General features: G+C 78.4%; 4 protein-coding genes. 1 reads left to right on the top strand and 3 read right to left on the bottom strand.

The genetic code is table 11. The features are described 5' to 3' along the window. From AB6N23_RS17855 to AB6N23_RS17845, 3 genes are all read right to left on the bottom strand, one after another. Positions 1-720: NAD(P)/FAD-dependent oxidoreductase (locus AB6N23_RS17855; RefSeq protein WP_412867312.1), on the bottom strand; the 720-nt coding region annotated here is incomplete at its 3' end. 6 nt (positions 721-726) lie between these two features. Further along, positions 727-1,251 (bottom strand): isoprenylcysteine carboxyl methyltransferase family protein, encoded by a 525-nt coding sequence (locus tag AB6N23_RS17850; protein ID WP_412867311.1) that lies wholly within the window; start codon positions 1,249-1,251, stop codon positions 727-729. Between the two features lie 4 nt (positions 1,252-1,255). After that, the gene (locus tag AB6N23_RS17845; RefSeq protein ID WP_412867310.1) at positions 1,256-2,332 is read right to left on the bottom strand and encodes a type III polyketide synthase; all 1,077 of its coding nucleotides are present in this window, start codon (positions 2,330-2,332) and stop codon (positions 1,256-1,258) included. 54 nt (positions 2,333-2,386) lie between these two features. Here AB6N23_RS17845 and AB6N23_RS17840 point away from each other — a divergent pair. Next, a partial coding sequence (locus AB6N23_RS17840) for a UbiA family prenyltransferase (RefSeq protein ID WP_412867309.1) occupies positions 2,387-3,243 on the top strand: 857 nt, incomplete at its 3' end.

Raw genomic sequence — 3,243 nt, 5'->3', positions numbered from 1 at the left:
GCCCCGCACGGCCCCCGCGGGCTCCGCCCCGCGCAGGTGCGCAGCCAGCTCCGGCAGCGCCGCGAGCGTCGCGTCGAGGTCCGCGCCGCGGGGCCCCAGCACGGCGACGCCCACGAGGTCGGCTCCGACGGGCGTCACGTACGCCTCCGCGTCGCGTGACCAGTGCACCTCGACGAGGTCCGTCCACGGCGCGACGCGGTAGTGCCGCCGCAGCCCGTACCGGCGCCGGTCCGCACCGCCGCGCCGGGCGGGCGCCGGCGCCTCCAGGCCCAGCCGCCGCCGCACGCCCGAGTGCAGCCCGTCGCACGCCAGCAGGTACCGGGCCGACAGGCCGTCGACGACCACGCCGTCACCGGTCACGCGCAGGTCGTGCGCGCGGCGCGGCACGGTGACGGCACCGAGGTCGGCGGCGCGCGCCCGCAGCGCGTCGTGCAGCGCGGTGCGCCGGACGCCGCGACCGGCGGGCCCGCGGAAGCGGTGGTCGACGTGCCCGGCGGGGGACCGGTAGCTGATGCCCGCGAGCGGGTGCCCCGGCGGGTCGAGGTCCCAGTCCTGCAGCAGCCGCAGCGCGCCCGGCATGAGGCCCTCGCCGCACGCCTTGTCGACCGTCCCTGTGCGGGGCTCGAGGACGACGACCTCGAGCCCGCGGCGACGCGCCTCCACGGCCGCGGCGAGCCCGACGGGCCCGCCGCCGACGACGAGGACGTCGGTGTCCGGCACGGCGCGCTACGCCGCCGCGGTCGCCGCCCGCAGCGCCCGCTCCTCGGCGGGGATGCGGAAGCGCAGCAGCAGCACGGCGTTGAGCACCGTGAACACGAGCGCGGTCACCCACGCGCTGTGCACGAGCGGCAGGGCGATGCCCTCCACGACGACCGCGACGTAGTTCGGGTGCGGGATCCAGCGGTACGGGCCGCGGTCGACGAGCGGCAGACCCGGCACGACGATGACGCGCGTGTTCCAGCGCGGTCCGAGCGTGGCGATGCACCAGTACCGCAGCGCCTGGCTCGCGACCACGAGCGCGAGCGCCGGCCAGCCGAGCCACGGCAGGAACGGCCGGTCGGCGACCAGGACCTCGACGACGCACGCCACGAGCAGCCCCGTGTGCAGCACCACCATGGCCGGGAAGTGCCCGCGGCCGCTCTCGACGCCGCCACGGGCGAACGACCAGCGGGCGTTGCGGGTCGAGACGACGAGCTCGACGAGGCGCTCGACGGCGGTGAGGCCGACGACGACGAGGTAGAGGGGAAGCATGCGCTCAGCCTGCCGTGGACCAGCGCAGGAGCACCATCTCCACGCTCACGCCGGGCCCGAACGCGAGGAGCACGCCGGGTGACCCGCCGGGGGCGCCGGCGCGCAGCGTGCGGTCGAGCACGTCGAGCACCGACGCGGACGACAGGTTGCCGACGGCCGCGAGCGAGGCCCGGCTGGCCGCGAGCGCGTCGGCCGGCAGGGCGAGCGCCTGCTCGACGGCGTCGAGGATCCTCGGCCCGCCCGCGTGGACGACCCAGCGCGTGACGTCACCGGTCTTGAGGCCGTGCGCCTCGAGCAGACCCTCGACGTCGCCGGCCAGCTCGCCGCGCACGACGTCGGGCAGGCCGGCGGACAGCACGATCCGGAAGCCCGACGCGCCGATCCGCCACCCGAGGTCCGCGTCCGTGCCGGGGTACAGGCGGCTGCGCGTGGCGACGACCTCGGGGCCGGGGGCGGCCGCCGCGGCGGGGTGGTCGCGGCCGACGAGCACCGCGGCGCCGGCACCGTCCCCGAACAGGCCGCTCGCGACGAGGTCGGCCGGGTCGGTGCCGCCGTGCTGCAGCGTCAGCGAGCACAGCTCGAGGCAGACGAGCAGCGCGACGTCGTGCGGGTGCCCGACGAGGTAGTCGTGCACCCGGGCGAGGCCGGCGGCGCCGCCGGCGCAGCCCCACCCGAACGAGGGGAACCGCTTGACGTCGCGCCGGAGCCCGAGCCGGTCCACGAGGGCGGCGTCGACCGACGGTGCGCCGATGCCGGTCACGGACGTGAAGAGGATGAGGTCGACGTCCTCCGGGGCGATGCCCGCACGGTCGAGCGCGTCGCGGGCGGCCCGCGCCGCCAGGTCCGTGCCGACCGCCAGGTAGAGGTCGTTCGCCTGCCCGAAGTCCCGCACCTCCGCGTACCGCTCGGGCGCCAGGGCCAGGTGCCGCGTGCGGACGCCGCTGTTGCGGTGCAGGCGGCGCATCAGCTGCCCGGCCCGCGTGTCCGTGCCCGTGACCAGCGGCGCGATCACGTCGGAGATCACGTCCTGGGCGTGCGGGGGCCCCGGCAGGGCGGGGGCGACTGCGACGACGCGCGACACCTCGGCATCGTGCCACGGGCGTCGTGGGACGGCGCGGCGGGCTACCGTCGCAGCGTGCCCGACCGTCCCGCGTCCGACCGATCCGCAGCCGACGGGCCCCTGCCCGCCGGCTCCCTGCCGACCAGCCCGGTGCCCGCCGGCTCGGTGCCCGACCGAGCCGCGGCCCCGGGCGTCCCGGGCACGCCCGGCCGCACCCCTGCCCGCACGCCCGCCCGCACGCTCGCCGCGCTCGCGGGCGCGTGCCACCCGGGGCCGACGGTCGTCGTCACGACGCTGTGCGCGGCGCTCGCCGGCGGGATCGGCGCGCCGCCCGCGACGGTCCTCCTCGTGCTGGCCTCCGTGCTCACGGGGCAGCTGTCGATCGGCTGGTCGAACGACTGGCTGGACGCGGCACGGGACGTCGCGGTGGGGCGCACCGACAAGCCGGTGGTGGCGGGGGCGGTCACGGCGCGCACGCTGCGCACGGCCGCCCTCCTCGCGCTGGGGGCGTCCGTCGCGCTGTCGTTCGCCGCCGGCGCCCTCGCGGGCGCGGCGCAGGTCGGTGCGGTGGCGATGGGCTGGGCGTACAACCTGCGGCTGAAGTCGACGGTCGCGTCCTGGCTGCCGTACGCGGTGGCGTTCGCGCTGCTGCCGGCGTTCGTGGTCCTGGCGCTGCCCGGCGACGCCCGCCCGGCCGGCTGGCTCCTCGCGGTCGGGGCGCTCCTCGGGGTCGGCGCACACCTCGCCAACGTGCTGCCCGACCTCGAGGACGACGCAGCGACGGGGGTGCGCGGCCTGCCGCACGTCCTGGGCCGGCGGCTCACCGGTCTGCTCGCGCCCGCGGTGCTCGCGGTCGCCGCCGTGGTGGCCGTGCTCGGCCCGCCGGGAGCGCCCGGCCCGGTACCGGCGGCGGTCGGGGTCCTCGCCGTCGC

Source organism: Cellulomonas pasadenensis (assembly GCF_047229365.1).
Taxonomy (GTDB): Bacteria; Actinomycetota; Actinomycetes; order Actinomycetales; family Cellulomonadaceae; genus Cellulomonas.
The sequence above is the reverse complement of the archived record's forward strand: the minus strand, read 5'-3'. Positions and strand labels throughout refer to the sequence as shown.

Coding starts and splice junctions, on each gene's coding strand:
- AB6N23_RS17850 (WP_412867311.1), bottom strand. CDS start 1,251: ATGCTTCCCCTCTACCTCGTCGTCGTCGGCCTCACCGCCGTCGAGCGC.